Genomic DNA, 20,303 nt, shown 5'->3' with positions numbered 1-20,303 from the left:
CATATTGTTTTTTCACCTGATGGTGTATCTCACCGTCAGGACGGGATACACCTTTTTTATTGAGGGTATTCCGATGAAAAAATCTGACCGTAAACGCCGTCCGGCAGCGGATAAGCCGGTTCGCGATATTTATCAGGAAGTGACTGACCGTATTGTGGCCGCGCTGGAAAAAGGCACCCGTCCGTGGAAACGACCATGGCGGCCGTCGGAAGGGACAGGCACCGGTTTTCCGGTGAACGCCCTGACCGGTCATTCCTACCAGGGGATAAATGTGCTGCTGTTATGGTTGTCGGCGGCGGAGCAGGGCTTTGGTTACGATATCTGGCTGACTTACCGTCAGGCACAGCAACTGGGTGGCCATGTCCGTAAAGGCGAAATGGCGACGAATACTGTGATATTCAAACCGGTGAAGGTGCCGGCAAAAGACCGTCACGGTGAGCTGCTGCGGGATGAACACGGTGAGGTGGTGATGACGGAGGTGCCGATGATAAAGGCGAATCCGTTATTTAACATAGCCCAGTGTGATGACCTGCCGGCGCATTTTTACGAAAACCGGCGACTACCCGGAGAGGAGACAGCAGGGATAACCCTGCCGGCCACGCACCGGGTGCTGGATATCCTGAATGCCAGCGGCGTGAAGGTGACCAGTGCGGCGCAGAACCGGGCGTATTACAGTCCGTCACAGGACCGGATTGTGATGCCGCTGTCGTCACAGTTTGACCGGAATGCCGATTACCAGGCCACCTTACTGCATGAGTTGGTGCACAGTACCGGTCATCCGTCCAGGCTGGCCCGTGAAGGCATCACCTCATCGTCCCTGAAGTTTGGTGACCCGCTGTACAGTTTTGAGGAGCTGGTTGCGGAAATGGGCAGCGCTTTTCTTTGTGCGCAGTTAAGCGTCGAGGGAGAAGTGAACCATGAAAGCTATCTTGACAGCTGGCTGCGGGTACTGAAATCGGACAAAAAAGCGTTGTTCCGGGCCGCCGGGCAGGCCCGCCAGGCCTGTGAGTTTTTACTGAATGTGGCCGCATCCCGACAGGCCGCGTAGGAGACTGCGATGAACAAAATGACCATTATCCGCTTTCAGTTACTGGTACATCAGTTACTGCAAGTGCATTACGGCATTACGCTGAGTGATACCGGATTGTCCGATGATGCTGAGGTGTCCCGGATGATTGAACTCGGGATATCGCCGGTATCGGTGGTCAACCGTCTGGTGGATAAGTACCACCTGGATAAACTGAATGCATCCTGTTATCTGCCGGCATCCCCGTATGTCAGTGACAGCGATGCCTTACTTGCACAGGCTCAGCTGAGCGGTGCCATTAACCCGGATGTCATGCCGGATAATCCTTAACGATTAACGACTGACATCTTTCCCGTGAGGGCTTGTTCCTCACGGGATAAGCCCTCTTTTTTATTCTGAAAAGAGGACATCATCATGCCAAACTGGTGCTCGAACCGACTTGACATCACCTTACACAACGCGGCGGATATGCCGGCTCTTAAACACTGGATATATGCGGATGATGGGATACCCGCCTGGCAGACGGCGATAGCACAAAGTCTGCATTTGTTGCTGGCCGGCTGCGCGGGGATACTGAAACCGGTCAGACCGCTGTCTTTTCCGCCGTTACCGGAACTGACTTCATACGGTGCAACCGGGCCTGTTTCCCCGGGAAACACGGCTTTCACGCACTGGGTTGACCTGCTGATGACTGCACCGGATTTGACACCGTCATGTTGTCAGCAAATCCATCAGTGGTATCAGATGTGGTTATCTGAAGGCGGGGCGTACCATTCCTGGGACTCGCTGACGGCGACGCAGAAAGCGAGACTGTCCCCGTTGTTATCGGGAAGCAGTTTTGACTGGCTTAACCGGTTTACCGGAGAGGATGAGAGCCGGGTGGCGACAGCCTGGGAGGATATTCAGTACCTTCGCAGTACCGGAGAAGCCATACCGATGGATATGCGGACTCTGTTACCGACCAGCCTTGCGGCTGAATTACACGGTTTTAACGGCTGTTTATGGAAAACACCGGAGGTCATCTGGCGGCAGGCGCGCTGGCAGGCGTTTGCCCCCGGTAACAGTACATATCACCTTTATCAGTGCCGTTATGGTGTGAAATGGCCGAACGGCAGTGGTTTTCACTGTATTGATGGCGGGTATGCGACGGAGTTATCCGCAGAGTTTGATACTCCGTGGGGGCCGCCGTCAGCAGCGGTTTTGTGTGCTCTGTCTGCGCGTTTCCGCTGTCAGGTCCGTCATGTCTATGCCGAAGAAGGCTGTGGTTTCTGCGGATACAGCGAGTATGACCATGGCCGGTTAACCGACCATGAATCTGATGAGATTGAGTTCAGTGATGAAGAGAATGAGGACGGTTTCCAGGATGTGACGGGACCGGACTATATTCTTGATTCATTGCCACATTACGGAGGGTGAGGTTTCCGTACTGATTTAACTGACTGAAAACCCGGTAGTGATACCGGGTTTTTTTATTTTTTTCGGAAAACTAATTTCGGCTTTTGTTTTATTCCCGCATTGTTATCGTGATGCCGTCATTGAATGAGATGGGGGAGAGTGTGATGAGATGTGAATTTGGGCAGGGTGTGAGGGAGTGGGCTCAGGATTTTTGGAATGAAATTCTGTTTCCTTTTTTTGTCACAGCCGGACTTTTGTTGCCACTGATTCTGGTTGTGGGCGTTTTCCTGGTCTGGGATGAACAGCGCCAGGCTGAGTGGGGGCGTTATTACCTGACGGAATGTCAGTTGGTGGAAAGAAACAGAAATGCGGGCTTCTGGTCAGGTCGGGAAAATATTCTGCAATGCGGAATGACCCGGGAGCATGTGAATGCGGACGCGTATGAAAAGGCCATCCGTGCCTGGCAGCAGAAACAGACAGAGACAGAATAATAAAACATTATTCATGTAATCTTCTGTTTTGTTGCCGGAATTATTTTTGTGGATGAGTTAACGTAATGAAAATAAGGTGCATTTATTATTTATTCTTATCCTGATATTAAAATAATTTATGTTTTATTTAATGTTGCGTTGTTGTTTTTACCGAATTAAAGAGGCAGTAACACCGATGTTACCGTGGTTTCGTAAATCGCTTTCCCGGAAAGCGGAAGAGAAAACATTGCGTGTTTCCCCGGGAAACACGCAGGAAAGGCCATTATTTATCCGTGACAGTGACGGCTTTTATTTACCGCAGGCAGCTGACGTATTGCTGACCACACCGCAGCGGCAAAACTGGTTACAGCAAATCAGCCGGGTGGTAGCGTTACCGGATAACCAGTACCGGGCACTTTGCCTGTCTCCTTTGCAGATGCTGGCAGAACGACTTCAGTGTGTGCCGGCATCAAAAACCGGGAAATATGCCGGCGAAGGGGGATTGCTGGATTTAACGCTGAATACGACAGCCTGGTGTATGCGGATGTCCCAGAAAGAGATGCTGCCCCGCGGGCTTCCGTCGGAAGAGCAGAGCCGTCAGTTCAGCGCCTGGAATGTGTGTGTTTTTTATACCGGACTGTTTTACTGGTTACCGTTAACGGCACAGTTTGAGGGACAACTGAACAGCCTGTCGGCGTGGCAGCCGGGGATGAGTGCGCCCACCGTACCGTATCGTTTTCGCTTTCATGAGCCGGTGCCGGATATGACGCATTTTCGCCGGACGACGGGGGCCATGATGGCTTTCCGGCTATTACCGGAGAAGGTAATCCACTGGTTGTCGGGTACACCAAAGGCGCTTCAGGCGTTGTCTGACGTGGTGACCGAGCCGGTAAACGGTGATAATGATTTACAGCGTGTGCTGAATGAGGCTCTGGCTGCGTTCCCCGCCGGTGCATTGCCGGCATTTTCTTCCGTTGTTTCTATGTCAGCGCCTGATGCTTCGTCTTCAGTGCTATCAGGGCAGCCGGAGAATGATATCGCGTCATTGGCGCCTGCTGAATTGGCGCAAAAGCCACAACCTGAAACTCCGTCTGTAACATCTGTATTGCCTCCGGAGTCTGTTACTTCAGAAAAAACAGAGAACGGAATTCACTGCGATATACCGCTAATGGTAGTTGCAGAAGCAGAAGGTGCGGTTGTCCATGGGGCACTTGATTCTGCTGATGAAAAAACTGTCTCAGATATGTCTCCTCCGTTATCTGAGGATATGAAATATGCACTTGAATTATCAGGTTTAATGCCGGAAATCTTATCTGATACTCAGACGGGCAATCGTGATGAGAAGGATGAACAGCGCGAAAACTGTCTGAGTATAAAAAATGAAGGAGAGGCTTTCTGGGCGTGGTTTAAGTCCGGATTATTGGGCGGAAAACTGGCAATAAATACGCCGGATGCGAAGGTTCACTGTGTCATGGAGTATTTGTTTTGCCAGAGTCCGGCTGTTTTTTATCAGTACATACAGGAGGCGGGTAAAAATCCGGATGATATCGGCCATATTATTTCTTCTTTTGAATCCCTTAAATTGCACCGGATTATTCGTCATGATACCCGACAAACAGGGCATTTCAGGGCTCGAATTTATGGTGAAAAACTGAATCCGCTGAGTGATAACAAAACATTAATTACGTTATCCCATAAAAAAATCAATGGTTACATGATTAAAGGACGTCAGATTTTTGGCATGAATATGCCGGAGGAATCATTGTTTATTCGTATTGTCGGAAGTTAAAAGCAGGAGGTGTTTATGAAAGATAATCACAGTTCTGATGAACATCAGCAGAAAGTGGATGTATGGGAGCAAATGCTGAGTAATTACTTTTACAATAAAGTATTACGGCCGGATACGGAGAAAACATACCGTAAGATGGTACGTCTTTTTCTGCGTTATTGCGGAGTTTGTGAAAATGCGTTACCGCTACCGGATGAAGTGACACATGAGCATGTGCTGAGATGGCGAAGAAATGAGCTGAATATTCAGAAAGTCCGGGAACGGACATGGAACACAAAAACCAGGCATATGCAGTCTCTGTATAATTATTGGATCAAAAAAGGGATTGTTTCACTTAAAGAAAACCCGTTCTCAGAAACACAAATTGAACCGGGTGAAAAACAGAAAAAAGTCTATACACAATCACAACTGAGAACGATTTATCGTATTCTGGAACAATTTCAGCAACAGGAAAATATGCTGCCACCTGATCAGGCTCACTTTCAGGCATGTGCGGTTTATCCCACTCGATTCTGGTTTGCTGTGCTGGAAACGCTGAGGCTGACGGCTATTCGTTTTAACCAGCTGATTAACCTGCATATTGGCGATCTGGATTTTGAGGAGTGTACGATCACATTGCGCAGTGAAAGCAGTAAAAATCACCGGGAATATCAGATTGCTTTTGTTCAGCCACTACGTTGTTTACTGGCGCCCTTGGTTGAGGAAATGCGTTGTCACGGGGCGGATAAAAACGATATTTTGTTTGATGTTCATCGTCTTTATCATAAACGACTATCCCGCTCTGAAACTCCACTCAGTCAGACGATACGTTCTTTTTTCCGTCGTTTATCAAAGGAATGTGGATTTCATGTCAGTCCCCATCGTTTCAGACATACACTGGCGACGACATTAATGAAACATCCTGAACGTAATATGCAATTGACGAAACAGATGTTAGGACACCGTAGTCTCTCTTCAACTATGGAATATATTGCTCTGGATGCATACAGTACAGTCAGGATCTTGGAGAATGAGTTAGGTGAGTTTTTAACAATGGGATTAGGTGGTGAACTTACAAGGCTAGCATCAAAAAGACAGAGGATGTGATATAAATAAAAAATATTTACACAAAGTTGACTATTTTATCAACTTTGTGTATAAGCTGGATTTGATTGAGAAGGGTGTTCTAGGAAAACACCCTTACTTGATAAATCATTGTCAACCACGTGAGAAGTCATGAACGTGATTACAACTGAAATTCAAGTTTTAACCGAGCGTTGGAGATCTCACTTCCAGCGACCGTGCTAGGGAAACGGTTACACCATTTCCGAAAGGAAAGATGGTGCCCGGACTCGGAATCGAACCAAGGACACGGGGATTTTCAATCCCCTGCTCTACCGACTGAGCTATCCGGGCAACGAGGCGCATTAAACCGTATTCAGCGTGATGCGTCAACGTCTTTTTAATAAAAAATGCAAAAATAAGTTTGTTTGCTCTCTTTTTATTCTATTTGAGTCTGATTTTTCAGCATAAGCGATTTTCTAATAAAAAATGCTTAAATAACAATCAGTAAAGATAGTCCATTTTTATCTTTTAAAGAGATATTTTTCCTTTGCTTATCACTTAACCGCTTTGCTCTTCCTCTCATCGAGAGTAATGGAATAAGAGAACGAAATGAGCAATTACTCTAATTGCAATATTGATATGCAATCAGCTTAGCGCACCATTTTTACGACATTGGGCGATTTTAAGAATATCTTGAGCTAATAGTTTTGCTGTCGTGATATCGTCAGCACGACGATTGACCATTAAGCGACTTAAACAGCCTTCTAAGATGAGTTCCATTTGTTTAGCAACTAACTCACTATCTTCAAGATCAAGCTTGCGTAGTAGCATTCTAGAGTATTCAAATGAGCTTTGCTTTTGGCGCTGGCTTAACTGATGGATTTGTGAATGCTCATCAGGATAAGCACTACAAGCAGCAACAAACAAACAGCCTGGGAAACGATTTTTTTCTAAGCGCATAGCCAGCTGATCGTAACGTGCTAGTAATTTTTGCTCTGTGGTCAGCGTATCATCTAACATCACTTGGCGTTGCCAAATATCAATTTGCTGTCCATGATGGCGCAGACAATCAAAAATTAACGCGTCTTTATCAGGCCAAAAAGGTTGGAGTTCAGATTCAGTAATATCAAATCCCTGCAATAACTCAGGCAACGTAGCGGCAAGCCCATGTTGCTCTAATTGGATAAGTACGTGGTCTAATAATGCTTCACGTTGCACGGAAATCTCCTTAAATCATAGTGTCGCAAGAGCACCATAATTAACAGATTTTAATCAGAAATGAAAGTAACAGCCGCGAGTGGGGTAGTGTCAAAATGAAATCCCCTCATCCATTTGGGTGAGGGGACTTATTTTTATATCTAGTTAAAAAGTAAAGCTTTTTGCAATGTCTTTTTAAATATTGGTTTTAAACTACAAAATCATACCGCCGAAGAGGAAACCAAATCCGACCGCTAATATCACACCGATAGTACCAGGGATAAAGAATGGATGGTTAAAGACTAATTTACCAATACGAGTTGTACCAGTGTCATCCATTTGAACGGCAGCAACCAGTGTTGGGTAAGTTGGTAGAATAAATAGACCAGAAACTGCTGAGAATGATGCAATCGCTGTTAATGGAGAAACACCTAAAGCTAAAGCCATTGGCATTAACGCTTTTGCTGTTGCCGCTTGTGAATATAATAAGGCAGAGCAGAAGAAGAAAATAACCGCTAATAACCAAGGATGACCTGTGATTAAATCACCGGCAGTCAGTTTGATCCAATCGATATTACTTGAAACGAAAGTATCACCTAACCAAGCAACACCCAGAATACAAATACATGCACTCATACCTGCTTTAAATGTACTTGAGTTTAAGATGTTATCTGTTTTAACTTTACAGAAAACAGTAATAAGTGTTGCCACACTCAGCATAATGATAAGGATAGCGTTAGTGGTGTTCATTAACGGCTCTTTTACAATGCCTAAACTTGGGCTATTGATAATGGCATAAGTGACCACACAAATAACACCAAGTAAGAATAGCATTACAGAAGATTTAGCACCCGGTAATGTTTCTCTACGCTCTTTACTATTACGTAATTCAACTAGACCTTGCTCTAAACGTTGACGATAAATCGCATCATCAGACAGTTTTGAGTTAAATACCCAAGAGATGATGAATGACATCAGAATAATAGCAAGGAAGGTCGCTGGTAATAAAATAGATAACAGAGTGATATAACTTACTGTATTACCTTCACCGACCATTGCAGGGTTTTCCATGACTGATGCCATATAAACAACCGCAGCAGAAATAGGTGATGCTGTAATACCAATTTGCGCAGCAACCACACCTGTTGATAATGGGCGACAAGGTTTGATGCCTTGCTCTTTAGCAACTTCAGCAATAACGGGTAATGTAGCTAAAGAGATATTACCTGTACCTGCAAAGAGAGTTAATAAATAAGTCACAATTGGCGCAAGTATTGTGATGTATTTAGGATTACGTCTTAATAGTTTTTCTGTTTGATCAACTAAATAATCTAAACCACCAGCAACCTGCATCGCAGAGATTGCGGCAATAACAGCCATAATGATGGAGATCACATCAAAAGGGATTGTACCTGGTTTAACACCGATAGCGGCTAATACTAACACCCCTAAACCACCGGCAAACCCGATACCAATTCCTCCTAGTCTCGCACCGAGGAAAATGGCCAGCAGAACGATAATCAATTCTACGGCTAACATAGCGTTTACTCCTTGAGATAATTAAAAAAATGAGAAAGATAAGTTAAATTTTTGTTTTTACAATCAAGTAAAAAGGCACGTCTCTTAAAGAGTCCGTGCCTTGTATTTTTAAGAGCTCATTCTTATGTTTAACATGATTATGTTATGAAACATAAATATTAATCATCGAAGCGTTTTGCTTTGTAAGCCGGGTGTTTTAGGTTCTCAACAGAGAAGATATCATCCAGTTGTTCTTCAGTTAATAAGCCACGTTCTAATACAACTTCACGTACGCTCTTACCTGTTTCTGCACAAATTTTACCAACGATGTCGCCGTTGTGGTGACCGATGAATGGGTTTAGATAAGTTACGATACCGATTGAGCTAAATACGAAGTGTTCACAGATTTCTTTATTAGCAGTGATACCATCAACACATTTTTCAACTAAGTTACGGCAAGCGTTGCTTAATAGAGAAATTGATTCAAACATTGCTTGACCAATAGCCGGTTCCATTACGTTTAATTGTAATTGACCTGCTTCAGCTGCCATGGTGACGCAAGTATCATTACCGATAACTTTAAAGCAAGCTTGGTTCACAACTTCTGGGATAACTGGGTTTACTTTAGCTGGCATGATTGAAGAGCCTGCTTGTAATTCTGGCAGGTTAATTTCTTTCAGGCCGGCACGAGGACCAGAAGAAAGTAAACGTAAGTCATTACAGATCTTAGACATTTTCACTGCTAGACGTTTTAATGCAGCGTGAACCATTACGTAAGCACCACAGTCAGAGGTTGCTTCGATTAAGTCTTCAGCTGGAACGCAAGGTAAACCAGTTACTTCTGCTAATTTTTCAACAGCTAATTTTTGGTAGCCAGGTGCAGTATTTAAACCAGTACCGATAGCAGTTGCACCTAAGTTCATTTCTAACAGTAATTCAGCAGTACGTTTTAGGTTTTTGATTTCTTCTTTCATTAATACTGAGAAAGCGTGGAATTCTTGGCCTAAAGTCATTGGTACAGCATCTTGTAATTGAGTACGACCCATTTTCAGGATGTCTTCAAATTCAGTTGCTTTTCTATCAAAACCTGCTTTCAGTAGCTCAATAGACTCAGTTAATTTAATAACAGAGTTATAAACTGCGATACGGAAACCACAAGGATAAGCGTCGTTTGTTGATTGGCTCTTATTCACGTGATCGTTAGGGTTCAGATATTGATATTCACCTTTTTGATGACCCATTAATTCCAAACCGATGTTTGCGATAACTTCGTTAGTATTCATGTTTAATGAAGTACCAGCACCACCTTGGAATACATCAACTGGGAATTGATCCATGTGTTTGCCTGTTTCTAAAACAACATCACAGGCTTTGATAATCGTATCAGCGATTTCGCGAGGAATAGTGTGAAGCTCTTTGTTTGCTAATGCAGCGGCTTTTTTCACCATGACCATACCGCGGATGAATTCTGGAACATCATTGATTGTACGATCACTGATGTAGAAGTTTTCAATTGCACGTAAAGTGTGGACGCCGTAGTAAGCATCAGCAGGAACTTCTCTTTTACCTAACAGGTCTTCTTCGATACGAGTTTTATTTGACATGAGAACCTTCTTATTAAAATTTTAACTGTCTAGTTATGCGCTTGTTAATAAAATATATCGTTAACGGTTAATAATGTAATATAACTTACCGTTTTGCTTGGTACTGACACGATCATATTCGGGTTGTAAGCAAATACCTTTAAGCTGGATCACTTTATAAGTAAATAACGCTGAATTATTTTCTTTTTGTGATCTATCTCATGGATTTTACAGTTCTACTTCTCTTTTTATGCTCCCTTGAAAAGGAGGATTAGGCTCCCCATTATTATGTAGATAAACTAAGAAAAAGCGAGTGTATAAGCTGTTAGCTTAGAGGTGGTTCACACTCCTTTCTATTAATAATATGAATCTTTTTTATAAAAGGAGAACCAAGTGCGTTGGCTCCCATTAATTGTTATCTGCCTTCTTATTTATATAGAAGCTGTGATTTTTGTGCATGTTGCCTCTTCAATTGGCGTTCTTACAACCCTATTCCTAGTGGTACTGACTTCTTGTGTCGGGATCTCTTTGGTCAAAAATCAAGGTGTGAAAAATATTGCTTCAATGCAACAAAAATTAGCCATGGGAGAAGTGCCTGCGGCTGAAATGGTGAAAAGCGTTTCGTTGGTGTTGGCAGGGATTTTATTATTGATCCCTGGCTTCTTTACTGATTTCCTCGGCTTACTTTTATTGTTACCCCCATTACAAGCGCTATTGGTAACAAAACTGATTACGCGTATCAAAATTTATACCCCCGGACAGGGTGGAAATGGCTTTTCTTCCCATCAAGGTGGGAGTACTTTTGAAGGTGAATATCAACGTAAAGAAGATTCACCTAGTAAGCAACTGAATAATAAGGATGAACATCAGGATAATGACCATTTTTCTGATAAAAAATAATTAACTATAAGCATAATCATCTAAAAAGGGGATTTTTTGAAAAAAAACACTTTTCTCCCCCTTGAAGTTTTATTGGATGCCCCCACTTGTATCGTCATGGTACTGGTTCATCTTAGGCACTGGTATCAACCTTAATCCTGATATGGACTTTTTTATAGGAGATCTATTAATGAAGATTCGTCCATTACATGACCGTGTTATTGTTAAACGTAAAGAAGTCGAAGCTAAATCAGCAGGTGGTATCGTACTGACTGGCTCTGCAGCGGGTAAATCAACTCGTGGCGAAATCTTAGCAGTTGGTAACGGCCGTATTATGGAAAACGGTGAAGTCAAACCACTCGATGTTAAAGTTGGCGATATCGTAATTTTTAACGATGGTTATGGTGTTAAATCAGAAAAAATTGATAACGAAGACGTGCTTATCATGTCTGAAAGCGACATTTTAGCAATTGTAGAAGCATAATTTTTCTCTTTTAAGATCTTCTTAAACTGAACGAATTCAAAGGAAATATACGATGGCAGCTAAAGACGTCAAATTCGGTATAGACGCTCGTAATAAAATGTTACGTGGTGTTAATGTTCTTGCAGATGCAGTTAAAGTAACTTTAGGCCCTAAAGGTCGTAACGTTGTTTTAGATAAATCTTTCGGTGCACCTGTTATCACTAAAGACGGTGTTTCTGTTGCCCGTGAAATCGAATTAGAAGATAAATTCGAGAATATGGGTGCTCAGATGGTGAAAGAAGTTGCTTCTAAAGCTAATGATGCGGCAGGTGACGGTACTACAACTGCAACAGTGTTAGCACAAGCAATTATCGCCGAAGGCTTAAAAGCAGTTGCCGCTGGCATGAACCCTATGGATCTGAAACGCGGTATCGATAAAGCCGTTGTGGGCGCAGTAGAAGAACTGAAAAAACTGTCTGTTCCATGTTCAGATACTAAAGCTATTGCTCAAGTAGGTACTATTTCTGCTAACTCTGATGAAACCGTTGGTACTCTGATTGCTCAAGCAATGGAAAAAGTGGGTAAAGAAGGTGTCATCACTGTAGAAGAAGGTACTGGCTTAGAAGATGAGCTGGATGTTGTTGAAGGTATGCAGTTTGACCGCGGTTACCTGTCTCCTTACTTCATCAACAAACCAGAAACAGGTACAGCTGAGTTAGAAAATCCATTCATCCTATTAGTTGATAAAAAAGTCTCTAATATCCGTGAATTACTTCCTGTTTTAGAAGGTGTTGCTAAAGCAAACAAACCTCTGCTGATCATTGCAGAAGATGTTGAAGGTGAAGCACTGGCAACATTAGTCGTCAACAACATGCGTGGTATCGTGAAAGTTGCTGCGGTTAAAGCACCAGGTTTTGGTGATCGCCGTAAAGCAATGTTACAAGATATCGCTATTCTAACTAATGGTACTGTGATTTCTGAAGAAATCGGTATGGAGTTAGAAAAAGCAACGCTGGAAGATTTAGGCCAAGCGAAACGTGTTGTTATCAACAAAGATACGACAACCATCATTGATGGTCTGGGTGAACAAGAGGCTATCAGTGGCCGTGTTGCTCAAATCCGTCAACAAATCGAAGATGCAACTTCAGATTACGATCGTGAAAAACTGCAAGAGCGTGTGGCTAAATTAGCTGGCGGTGTTGCGGTAATTAAAGTTGGTGCAGCAACTGAAGTTGAAATGAAAGAAAAACGTGCTCGTGTTGATGATGCTCTGCATGCAACTCGCGCAGCAGTTGAAGAAGGCGTTGTTGCTGGTGGTGGTACTGCACTTGTTCGCGTTGCTAATGCGCTGCGTGAAATGACAGGTGATAACGAAGAACAAACAGTTGGTATCCGTGTTGCACTACGTGCAATGGAAGCGCCAATGCGTCAAATCGTTGCTAACGCAGGTGAAGAGCCTTCTGTGGTAGTTAACGATGTGAAAGCAGGCCAAGGTAACTACGGTTATAACGCTGCAACAGAAGCTTATGGCGATATGATTGAAATGGGTATCTTAGATCCAACTAAAGTGACTCGTTCTGCTCTGCAATTCGCAGCTTCTATCGCAGGTCTGATGATCACCACTGAAGCTATGGTGACAGATTTACCTAAAGACGAAAAAATGGATTTAGGTGCTGCTGGTGGAATGGGCGGCATGGGTGGAATGGGCGGCATGATGTAATTCATCAGCTAGCTGTTTTACACCAAAAACCCGAGCTTAGGCTCGGGTTTTTTTACATAATAAGTCGTTCTGGCTGTTTATATCATTTTTATTGTCTTTAACAGAAACCGAAGATATTACCTAGCAGCCATATAAGAAGTAATATGGTAACAATACTAGCAATGCTTGTTGCAACATACATTAAAAGAGAAATAGACAGGATACTTCCATTAAGTGCTAAGGCTATTCGACAAGAGTATTTATTTTCATGTCGAATAAATGAAATTGCAGTAAAAATAATCCCTAATACACTCAGAACTACACCAATTTGTTTGATTTGTTCCATCCGCTTTAACAATTGTTGCCTCTGTTCTGCCTCGATATCTATAGCAGCAGCTTGATAAGTTTTCCCTTTTATCGCATCAACGACTGATTTTTTTAAGCTACTCACTTTTTCATGGACGATTTGTTCTAGTTTGGGGCTCATTTGAACATATTCGCGCTCCAAACTTTGATTAATCAAAATAGTAAAAATACTCAGTACACCAACGATGATAGCAATAATGTTAAATTTATTATTGAGCCAGTACATAATGATTTAATGTTCCCTATTATTTAAGTATCAAAAAATAATTTCTATCAATGGCCTATTGCCTGATTATGCTATTAAAGCAGAGGATTAGGCTAAGAACGACGACCAAATAATGTGCCCAGTCTCGCACTGTGGTGTCTGAAAAGCACACAATATGTTTTAAAAGCCGCAAAGCGGTGTAAAATAAATAGATATTGCTTTGTCTATCTTAAAGCTAAATCATTAAATCAAAATAAGTAACAAGTGGAAATAACCTCTTAAGACTATAGGCTAATGTAAGATAGTGATGATTTATTTTTGCGCTTAAGAGGAGTGACAGGGTATATTGTTGTCATGACTAAACGGACACTCAAAGAAATGAGGGGATCATGCGAATTAAATTGTTATTGGGAGCCACTGCAGCGTTGTTGTTAGCAGGCTGTTCTGCAACAAATACATTGACCAGTGCAGGTTCACAGGTACAAATTACTGATACGCAACCAGGCAGCGAGTGCCAGTTATTAGGCACAGTAACCGGCGTTCAGAATAATTGGTTATCAGGCTCTCGTACTGAAAGCCAATCACTACGCGGTGCTGCTAATGATTTACGCAACAAAGCAGCCGCTATGGGTGGTAATGTTATTTTTAATGTTGGTACAGGTGCAGGTAGCATTGTCGATAGCTTTGCGCCACTAGATAGCAAAATGAGTGGACAAGTTTATAAATGTCAGTAACAAACAATGGTTGTGTACATTGATAAGCTAGCTCGTGACTAACATATCTGGCCCTAATGTCTATCAGGGTCAGATTGTTTTTTATCAAAATCAGTAAACTAATCGTTTCTAAATTCGACTGAGGGCTGTTTTAATCGCCTCGTCACCATCTAATATAGGAATGCATTTTTTAAATGTATTCGGCTTATCTAATATCTCTGCTAATGTTGCCGCGACATTATCAATAGTGATTTCACCTTTTGTAGCATTATCTTCCAATTTGGTCGTAATTTTATATGTGCCTTGTTTTTCAGTTAAATAGCCTGCTTGAACAAGGGTGAAATCTAACTGGGTACGATCCCGTAAGTAGAGGTCGGCAAAATATTTAGCAGTAAAATAATCAATTAATTCAGTCCATTTATCAGGTGATAATGAATTAATCGCACTGAGCATAATATATCTTTTTATTCCTTTTTTTTCTGCTGCTTGCATCGTTTTAACAGCACCATGTAAATCAACTTGTAATAAATCCTTTCCTCGGGAGCCTGTCGTAAAATAGATAGCCTCTAAATTGTCTGGCAATAAATCGGTGATGGATGATAACGGCTTTGTTATGTCCAATTCAATTTCATGGTACTGTGAGGGATGATGTACTGATGTGTCGGATAATTTTCGGGTTGTACCTATGACATGATGACCTTTAGCAAGTAATATTTCGATTAAACGCTGACCTACTCGACCTTTAGCGCCAATGACGAGAATATTCATATTTCCTCCATTAAAATCTCAATTTCGTGTTTGAAGCTCCTCTTTACACTGAACTTAATTTTAAAACTTATTTTTTAATCAGGTAAATTATGTACCGTAAAAACTATCATTTAATGATTATTACTATAAGCGTAGTAGGATTTTTTTAGAGCCAAATGCAAATAATACAATAAATTAAAAAATAAAATATCCAATTCTACTAGGATAGATAATTATATGACTAATAGATAGTTTTAATAAGTGATAGTATTTAATTTATATTAAATGAGAAGCACATATTAATATTTTCATACTGATACTATCATGATGTTCTATCATATTTACTATAATAAAAATACTTATATATCAATGTGTATAGATGCTGATTATTTTTTTATTGTAATTTTAATGGATAAAATTAAAAATATATCATAATTAGATTATCTATATAAGATATTTTATATAAGCGTCATAAAAGTAAATTAATAAATTATAAGAAATAACAAAATATGACTATTTAAATTAGAGTGGTTTGGTTTTTATTATTTATTTATAATCAACAAAAGATAATCTAATTAATATTTATCAGAAGGTTATTTTAATAAAAAAACAAAATTAAAATCATAACCATTTGTTTTTAAAGGTTGTTTTTTTATTTTATCGTATGTATATAATGTAAATTTATATATAAGTAAATGTAATTTTTTCTATTGTGGTTGCTTTACTTTCCCCAACTCAGAGAATATACTGATTTAAGAATTAATATTTCTCATTAAATTTTTAACTTGGCTTAAAATAATATTTTAATATGGTGAGATTTAATTATGTGATTTAAATAACTCCGCTGTTTTTTCAAAAAATATATTATGCTTACTTTATACAGTGAGTGAGTATATATATATTTGATGTTTCTGTGATTTCAATGTTTATTTTTGTCATTTTTCTGATGAGCTAAAAATAAATACTGAGAAATGCAACATTATATGATGTTATTTTTGATGTAAAGTTAGTTTTATTAATGGGTTATAAACAATCGTTGTAAGGATCAATATCATTTATATAGTAAGGATCACATGTTGGCTTAGTACAATACGTTGGGTCTAAATTATTACGATATTGATAATTTTTAGATTATTTTATAAGAGAAGTTAATATGAAATTCAATAAATTAGGCGTAATGGTTGCTGGTGCACTTCTTATGGGTTCTTTATCAACTCAAGTTATGGCCGCTAAAAACGCAGACGTTACATTTTCTGCACGTTTAGTTGCAGCAACTTGTGATATCAGCGCAAGCCAAGATCGTGTTGATTTAGGTACTTATGCAACTACTGATATTCAAAATATTAACCAAGCTGTATCTGAAAAAGATTTCAACTTAGTGTTAAACAACTGTACTAAGATTGGTAAACCAGCTGAAGGTGAAGATCCTGCTGTAACTGTATCTAATATTGAATTATTAGCAAGCGGTAATGGCCTAGTTGGTAATGAGCAATTATTTGCTAGCGCTGGTGCAACTCAAGCTGGTATCAAGTTAACTGCAATGAACTCTGTAGTACTGAAACCAAATGAGTCAACAGAACTGCAAAACTTAAAAGCAGAAGGTGAAGGTAACCTGATTATTCCTATGAAAGCAGGTTTATTTGCTACAGAAACTGGTGACTCACTGAAAGCACAAGATATTAATGTTCCAGTAACCTTTAGTGTTGCTTATAACTAATATTAGTATGTTATGGGAAAGGAATTTATTCCTTTTCCATAATTTTGTTTTACTACCAATAGTAAAGTTGCAGTGCAATAAGGTGATAGGCAGATGGTAAACAAAATACGCTTTTTTCAATATATTTCGTTGTGTGTTTTAGGAGTATTATTTTTATCATTTCAGGTTCAAGCCGGTGTCGGTTTAAGCCAGACTCGTATTATTATTAATGGGGATACTAATACAGCCTCTATTAGCGCTAGAAATAATAATGCACAACCTTATTTAGTCTCTAACTTTATAACCGAAAAACTGGATACCTCATCACCACCTTTGAGTGGTATGTTTGTTATTACTCCAAACATTTTCAGGTTAGCTCCGGAAAGTGAAAATACAATAAAAATTCAAATAATACCAACAAATCTTCCTAAAGATAGAGAATCACTTTATTACTTCCACTCGCGAAATATTCCATCAACAAATAAAAATGAAGATGGGATAAAAATAGCGATGGAAAATATTATCAAGGTATTTTATCGCCCTATTAATTTAGCGATAAACCCAAAAGAAGCCGGTGATAAATTAGTTGTAAAAGCAACGCCTAATGGGATCAGTATTGAGAACCCTACGCCTTATTATATTAATCTTTTTAAGATTACCGTTAAAAATGAAACGATAAAATTAAATAAAATTAATAATATGATAGAACCATTTTCTTCTAAAAACTATGTGGTAAGTAATAAAACAGGTGCTGTTAATATTCATATTATCAACGATTTAGGCGGAGAAAGTGTCTACAATAAAAAACTTTAAAAGAACAGTATTGTTAGCGATGATGGTGTATGCAGTAAACTGTCAATCCGCAAATAATGGTACTCTCAACTTTTCTGCTAATGTAACACGTGGCACTTGTGAATTTAGCGATAGTAATGAGCTGAGTAAACATGTCTCATTTGAACAGTTTTTTACTATTGGTGATGCAGAAGACACACCAATAAAGGCGCCTATTAAAGGGAGTCTCGGCACTAAGCAATTTACTTATCTTATCGATTGTAAAGAGTATGAACCTGATAGTGAGAAAAAAATCACGATTAATGTAAAAACAGGCGCGAATACTGAATATTCAGATCAGGTTTTTTATGGAAAAGGCGATACGACCCAAACCGGTTTTTTAGTAAAAGGCTGTCTTGAAGGTGAAAATGCGAGTTGCCAAATTCTAGAAAACAATAAAAAGTTATCTTTTTCTTCTCACTCTAATTCAGCGATAAGTATTAACTACATCGTCGATTTTGTTAGACGTAACAATAATAAAATGACACCTGGTGATTCAACGGCGACTATTTTATTTGAATATATTCAGGATTAATTATGCAGACAAAAAAAGTGTCAATATTAATAGTTAGTCTTTGTTTATTATTGACGAGTTGGGCTTCAGTTGCAGCGCAATCAGTGAAATATAATTTTTCAGTCGTTTTTCTCGCTAAAACGTGTGAAATTGTTGTTCCAGATAATATTACTTTCACTAGTGGTGAAGGGGCTAGTTCTGTTAGTGCTAATGACATAAAAAATAATAAAATTAGTCAACAGATCCCTATCTCGTTAACTAATTGCTCAACAAGTTCTTTAAGTGGAACGAGCGTTTATATATCTCAAGGTGTTACTTTAACCGGAACTCGAGATTTTTTTAATAACAATGTTTCTGGGTCATTTGGTGTTCAACTTACAGACGACAGTGGTAGTAAAACATATAAAGTAAATAATAGCTCTGTTTTTAAACCTTCTGATGATTCTGTTGTGTGGGATAATATAACCTCAGAAAGCTCGACTAAATCATTAACAGCAAAGTTGCGTTGTCAAAAAGAGGGATGTACTCCAGAGGTTGGCCCTTTTACGGCAACAGTAGTGCTTAGCTTTTTTTCTGATTGATTAAAATATGAATATATTAAAAACGATTTCATTACTTTTTAGCTGTTTTATTTTTTCTGCATCATATAGTTATGCAGGGCTATCTTTGTCACAAAGTCGCATTATATTTTCTGAGGGAGATAAAAGTCAAAGTGTACAAATAAATAATGATACAGATAATCTTTATTTATCTCAAAATATGATAACGGCTGATTTAGATGGCAAAAAAGATGAACATTTTATTGTATTGCCACCGTTAAAACGATTAGAGCCTCAGTCATCGGTTTCTATAAAAATTTTACCACGCTCTTTAGATACATTGCCAAGTGATCGGGAATCACTCTTTTTTTTCACTGCATATTTGATACCTGAAACAAAAAGAGGGCAACAAAATAATAGTGGTGATTTATCACTAAAAATTAATATGGTAACAAAAATTATCATAAAAGGATTTTATCGACCAAATGAATTAGCCATAACATCACTAGATAGTCATGCTAAGAAGATAACCTTTAAAAAAGTAGGTAATAATGTGCAAGTCAATAACCCAACACCTTATTATTTTACGGTATCAAATTTAAAATTCGATGGCAAAAGTTATCAATCAGCAAATGCACCTATGGTTGCGCCATTTTCGTCACTCAATTTAGCTATAGATAAATCAATTAAACAGGTTAGTTGGCAATATATTGATGATTTTGGTGGATTATCAAATACATTTGAAAATAAAATAATTGTGGAGTGACTAAATGTTATCTTTTTTAAGAGGTAGAAAAAAAAATATTATCCAGATAGTCATATTCTGCCTATTTTTTCTATCTTATTCAGTCACATCGAAAGCAGTTGAAAAAATAGAAAACGATACTGTGGATCTAACAGATTTCGGGAAAAATGGTTTTTCTTTTGTAGTAAAAAGATATATCTATCTGGAAAGTGATATAAAAGGTATCTCTATCTCTTTAAAAAATAATAACAATAGTGCTTATTTAATTAATAGCTCTATTTTATTTAATGATGATGATAAAAATGTACCTATAGTGAATAAAGATCGTGAAAGAACACCTTTTATGATTTTACCACCTTTGTATCGTTTAGAACCCTCTAGTGAATATAGCTGGAATATTCGTCGTATTAGTGAAGGTTCTAATGATATGGCGTTACCAAAAGACAGAGAAAGCTTATTTTGGATTGCATTTAGAGCAGTTCCTCTTAAGGATAGTAAAATTGAGGAAAAGAAATCTGTGTCACTAACGATAACACCTACTTTCTTCTTCAAATTAATTTATAGACCTGAGTCAATAATGGCATTGGAAAATAAAGATGTTATTGATGATGTTATTGTTGAAAAGGTAAATGAGAACATAGTTATAAATAATAAATCACCACTTTATATGACTTTTGAATATTTAAAAGTGGGCGAGGTTGAAATAAAAAATGATGGTAGAGCAATAACGGTAAAACCATTCTCTACAGTATCAGTTGAAGCACCTAAAAATGTTCAAGGAAAGCTGAGTTGGAGATTCAATGATGAAAATTTCTTTATAATAAAAGATAAAGAATATTAACTTAACAATAATTCTTATTTATGGGTGGTCTTTGGGGTGGTT

At 39.3% G+C, this 20,303-nt stretch carries 21 protein-coding genes and 1 tRNA gene; 16 read left to right on the top strand and 6 right to left on the bottom strand.

Features of this window, described 5'->3' with window-relative positions:
- Nucleotides 1-73: 73 nt before the first annotated feature.
- From PMI_RS12635 to PMI_RS12610, 6 genes are all read left to right on the top strand, one after another.
- Complete coding sequence (locus tag PMI_RS12635; RefSeq protein WP_012368428.1) at nucleotides 74-1,048, top strand: ArdC family protein; 975 nt, start codon at nucleotides 74-76, stop codon at nucleotides 1,046-1,048.
- Nucleotides 1,049-1,057: 9 nt separating this feature from the next.
- Nucleotides 1,058-1,357, top strand: a complete 300-nt coding sequence (locus PMI_RS12630; protein ID WP_001038587.1) for a TA system toxin CbtA family protein — start codon at nucleotides 1,058-1,060, stop codon at nucleotides 1,355-1,357.
- 84 nt (nucleotides 1,358-1,441) lie between these two features.
- The gene (locus PMI_RS12625) at nucleotides 1,442-2,443 is read left to right on the top strand and encodes a DUF1281 domain-containing protein (protein WP_004245726.1); all 1,002 of its coding nucleotides are present in this window, start codon (nucleotides 1,442-1,444) and stop codon (nucleotides 2,441-2,443) included.
- A gap of 143 nt (nucleotides 2,444-2,586) precedes the next feature.
- Nucleotides 2,587-2,913 (top strand): hypothetical protein, encoded by a 327-nt coding sequence (locus PMI_RS12620; RefSeq protein ID WP_012368427.1) that lies wholly within the window; start codon nucleotides 2,587-2,589, stop codon nucleotides 2,911-2,913.
- Nucleotides 2,914-3,031: 118 nt separating this feature from the next.
- Nucleotides 3,032-4,681: a TraI domain-containing protein gene (locus PMI_RS12615; protein WP_232504890.1), complete on the top strand. Its 1,650-nt coding sequence runs from the start codon at nucleotides 3,032-3,034 to the stop codon at nucleotides 4,679-4,681.
- A gap of 15 nt (nucleotides 4,682-4,696) precedes the next feature.
- Nucleotides 4,697-5,767, top strand: coding sequence for a tyrosine-type recombinase/integrase (locus PMI_RS12610; protein ID WP_000654298.1), 1,071 nt, complete (start codon nucleotides 4,697-4,699; stop codon nucleotides 5,765-5,767).
- 233 nt (nucleotides 5,768-6,000) lie between these two features.
- Here PMI_RS12610 and PMI_RS12605 read toward each other — a convergent pair.
- From PMI_RS12605 to aspA, 4 genes are all read right to left on the bottom strand, one after another.
- Nucleotides 6,001-6,076: transfer RNA gene (locus tag PMI_RS12605), tRNA-Phe, on the bottom strand.
- Between the two features lie 294 nt (nucleotides 6,077-6,370).
- Complete coding sequence (dicD, locus tag PMI_RS12600; RefSeq protein ID WP_012368425.1) at nucleotides 6,371-6,943, bottom strand: division control transcriptional repressor DicD; 573 nt, start codon at nucleotides 6,941-6,943, stop codon at nucleotides 6,371-6,373.
- 192 nt (nucleotides 6,944-7,135) lie between these two features.
- Complete coding sequence (locus PMI_RS12595) at nucleotides 7,136-8,461, bottom strand: anaerobic C4-dicarboxylate transporter (protein ID WP_004245722.1); 1,326 nt, start codon at nucleotides 8,459-8,461, stop codon at nucleotides 7,136-7,138.
- 158 nt (nucleotides 8,462-8,619) lie between these two features.
- A complete protein-coding gene (aspA, locus tag PMI_RS12590) occupies nucleotides 8,620-10,044 on the bottom strand; it encodes an aspartate ammonia-lyase (RefSeq protein WP_004245720.1) in 1,425 nt (474 codons plus the stop codon).
- 372 nt (nucleotides 10,045-10,416) lie between these two features.
- On the opposite strand from aspA, the gene PMI_RS12585 reads away from it, so the two are divergent.
- The 3 genes from PMI_RS12585 (at nucleotide 10,417) to groL (ending at nucleotide 13,085) form a co-directional block, all read left to right on the top strand.
- Entirely contained in the window at nucleotides 10,417-10,923 is a 507-nt protein-coding gene (locus PMI_RS12585; protein WP_004245719.1) for an FxsA family protein, read from the top strand.
- Between the two features lie 169 nt (nucleotides 10,924-11,092).
- Nucleotides 11,093-11,386, top strand: coding sequence for a co-chaperone GroES (locus PMI_RS12580; RefSeq protein ID WP_004249265.1), 294 nt, complete (start codon nucleotides 11,093-11,095; stop codon nucleotides 11,384-11,386).
- A gap of 52 nt (nucleotides 11,387-11,438) precedes the next feature.
- Nucleotides 11,439-13,085 (top strand): chaperonin GroEL, encoded by a 1,647-nt coding sequence (groL, locus tag PMI_RS12575; protein ID WP_004245716.1) that lies wholly within the window; start codon nucleotides 11,439-11,441, stop codon nucleotides 13,083-13,085.
- A gap of 97 nt (nucleotides 13,086-13,182) precedes the next feature.
- Here groL and yidI read toward each other — a convergent pair whose 3' ends face one another.
- On the bottom strand, nucleotides 13,183-13,656 hold the full coding sequence (gene yidI, locus PMI_RS12570) for an inner membrane protein YidI (RefSeq protein ID WP_012368424.1): 474 nt from the start codon (nucleotides 13,654-13,656) through the stop codon (nucleotides 13,183-13,185).
- Nucleotides 13,657-14,024: 368 nt separating this feature from the next.
- Here yidI and PMI_RS12565 point away from each other — a divergent pair, with 368 nt between their 5' ends.
- Nucleotides 14,025-14,369 carry a DUF4156 domain-containing protein gene (locus tag PMI_RS12565; RefSeq protein ID WP_004245715.1) on the top strand — a complete coding sequence of 115 codons (345 nt, stop codon included), beginning with the start codon at nucleotides 14,025-14,027 and terminating at the stop codon, nucleotides 14,367-14,369.
- A gap of 108 nt (nucleotides 14,370-14,477) precedes the next feature.
- Here the strand turns inward: PMI_RS12565 and PMI_RS12560 are convergent, their stop codons facing one another.
- Nucleotides 14,478-15,116: an NAD(P)H-binding protein gene (locus PMI_RS12560; protein ID WP_004245714.1), complete on the bottom strand. Its 639-nt coding sequence runs from the start codon at nucleotides 15,114-15,116 to the stop codon at nucleotides 14,478-14,480.
- Nucleotides 15,117-16,248: 1,132 nt separating this feature from the next.
- Between PMI_RS12560 and PMI_RS12555 the strand changes: the two genes are divergently transcribed.
- The 6 genes from PMI_RS12555 to PMI_RS12530 all read left to right on the top strand — a co-directional run bounded on the left by PMI_RS12555 (nucleotide 16,249) and on the right by PMI_RS12530 (nucleotide 20,261).
- Entirely contained in the window at nucleotides 16,249-16,812 is a 564-nt protein-coding gene (locus PMI_RS12555) for a fimbrial protein (protein WP_004245713.1), read from the top strand.
- Between the two features lie 93 nt (nucleotides 16,813-16,905).
- Nucleotides 16,906-17,604, top strand: coding sequence for a fimbrial biogenesis chaperone (locus PMI_RS12550; RefSeq protein WP_004249271.1), 699 nt, complete (start codon nucleotides 16,906-16,908; stop codon nucleotides 17,602-17,604).
- A complete protein-coding gene (locus PMI_RS12545) occupies nucleotides 17,582-18,157 on the top strand; it encodes a fimbrial protein (RefSeq protein WP_004245711.1) in 576 nt (191 codons plus the stop codon). The genes PMI_RS12550 and PMI_RS12545 overlap by 23 nt, the downstream gene beginning before the upstream one ends.
- Before the next feature lie 2 nt (nucleotides 18,158-18,159).
- A complete protein-coding gene (locus PMI_RS12540; protein WP_004245710.1) occupies nucleotides 18,160-18,717 on the top strand; it encodes a fimbrial protein in 558 nt (185 codons plus the stop codon).
- A gap of 7 nt (nucleotides 18,718-18,724) precedes the next feature.
- A complete protein-coding gene (locus PMI_RS12535; protein WP_012368423.1) occupies nucleotides 18,725-19,441 on the top strand; it encodes a fimbrial biogenesis chaperone in 717 nt (238 codons plus the stop codon).
- A 4-nt stretch (nucleotides 19,442-19,445) separates the two neighbouring features.
- Complete coding sequence (locus tag PMI_RS12530) at nucleotides 19,446-20,261, top strand: fimbrial biogenesis chaperone (protein WP_004249275.1); 816 nt, start codon at nucleotides 19,446-19,448, stop codon at nucleotides 20,259-20,261.
- Nucleotides 20,262-20,303 lie beyond the last annotated feature (42 nt).

This window comes from Proteus mirabilis HI4320 (assembly GCF_000069965.1).
In the GTDB taxonomy this organism is placed as follows: domain Bacteria; phylum Pseudomonadota; class Gammaproteobacteria; order Enterobacterales; family Enterobacteriaceae; genus Proteus; species Proteus mirabilis.
Note: the sequence above shows the minus strand (reverse complement) of the source record. Positions and strands in the feature narration are given on the sequence as shown.

Coding starts and splice junctions, on each gene's coding strand:
- PMI_RS12540 (WP_004245710.1), top strand. CDS start 18,160: ATGCAGACAAAAAAAGTGTCAATATTAATAGTTAGTCTTTGTTTATTA.
- PMI_RS12635 (WP_012368428.1), top strand. CDS start 74: ATGAAAAAATCTGACCGTAAACGCCGTCCGGCAGCGGATAAGCCGGTT.
- PMI_RS12620 (WP_012368427.1), top strand. CDS start 2,587: ATGAGATGTGAATTTGGGCAGGGTGTGAGGGAGTGGGCTCAGGATTTT.
- groL (WP_004245716.1), top strand. CDS start 11,439: ATGGCAGCTAAAGACGTCAAATTCGGTATAGACGCTCGTAATAAAATG.
- PMI_RS12555 (WP_004245713.1), top strand. CDS start 16,249: ATGAAATTCAATAAATTAGGCGTAATGGTTGCTGGTGCACTTCTTATG.
- PMI_RS12610 (WP_000654298.1), top strand. CDS start 4,697: ATGAAAGATAATCACAGTTCTGATGAACATCAGCAGAAAGTGGATGTA.
- PMI_RS12615 (WP_232504890.1), top strand. CDS start 3,032: ATGTTTTATTTAATGTTGCGTTGTTGTTTTTACCGAATTAAAGAGGCA.
- PMI_RS12565 (WP_004245715.1), top strand. CDS start 14,025: ATGCGAATTAAATTGTTATTGGGAGCCACTGCAGCGTTGTTGTTAGCA.
- PMI_RS12550 (WP_004249271.1), top strand. CDS start 16,906: ATGGTAAACAAAATACGCTTTTTTCAATATATTTCGTTGTGTGTTTTA.
- aspA (WP_004245720.1), bottom strand. CDS start 10,044: ATGTCAAATAAAACTCGTATCGAAGAAGACCTGTTAGGTAAAAGAGAA.
- yidI (WP_012368424.1), bottom strand. CDS start 13,656: ATGTACTGGCTCAATAATAAATTTAACATTATTGCTATCATCGTTGGT.
- PMI_RS12530 (WP_004249275.1), top strand. CDS start 19,446: ATGTTATCTTTTTTAAGAGGTAGAAAAAAAAATATTATCCAGATAGTC.
- PMI_RS12630 (WP_001038587.1), top strand. CDS start 1,058: ATGAACAAAATGACCATTATCCGCTTTCAGTTACTGGTACATCAGTTA.
- PMI_RS12595 (WP_004245722.1), bottom strand. CDS start 8,461: ATGTTAGCCGTAGAATTGATTATCGTTCTGCTGGCCATTTTCCTCGGT.
- PMI_RS12535 (WP_012368423.1), top strand. CDS start 18,725: ATGAATATATTAAAAACGATTTCATTACTTTTTAGCTGTTTTATTTTT.
- PMI_RS12625 (WP_004245726.1), top strand. CDS start 1,442: ATGCCAAACTGGTGCTCGAACCGACTTGACATCACCTTACACAACGCG.
- PMI_RS12580 (WP_004249265.1), top strand. CDS start 11,093: ATGAAGATTCGTCCATTACATGACCGTGTTATTGTTAAACGTAAAGAA.
- PMI_RS12560 (WP_004245714.1), bottom strand. CDS start 15,116: ATGAATATTCTCGTCATTGGCGCTAAAGGTCGAGTAGGTCAGCGTTTA.